Source organism: Vibrio sp. 10N.222.55.C6 (genome assembly GCF_041473395.1).
Lineage (GTDB): Bacteria > Pseudomonadota > Gammaproteobacteria > Enterobacterales > Vibrionaceae > Vibrio > Vibrio crassostreae_C.
On the sequence record NZ_JBFRSD010001017.1, the window covers coordinates 1 to 375 of the forward strand.

Annotated in this window: 1 protein-coding gene; it reads left to right on the plus strand. The window is 46.4% G+C overall.

From position 1 onward, the window contains the following. Positions 1-372, plus strand: a 372-nt coding sequence (locus AB4486_RS27335; protein ID WP_372119925.1) for a mannonate dehydratase, incomplete at its 5' end; no start/stop codon positions are given. Positions 373-375: the final 3 nt, after the last annotated feature.

The window sequence follows — 375 nt, forward strand, 5'->3', positions numbered from 1 at the left end:
GGTTCATACGGTGTTCGTGGCGACAATGATCTGGTTAATATGATCAAAAAGCACGGTGACCGAATTTACTTTACGCACCTGCGTTCAACTAAGCGTGAAGAGAGCAACCCAATGACATTCCACGAAGCAGCGCACCTCGATGGTGATGTGGACATGTACAACGTTGTGATGGCTATTTTGGATGAAGAAAATCGTCGTGCAGAAGTGGGCGATCACCGCTTAATTCCAATGCGTCCGGATCACGGTCATCAAATGCTGGATGACCTTAAGAAAACCACTAACCCAGGTTATTCGGCGATTGGTCGATTGAAAGGCTTAGCTGAAGTTCGTGGTTTAGAGATGGCATTGAAACGCGCTTTCTATACCAAGTAACGA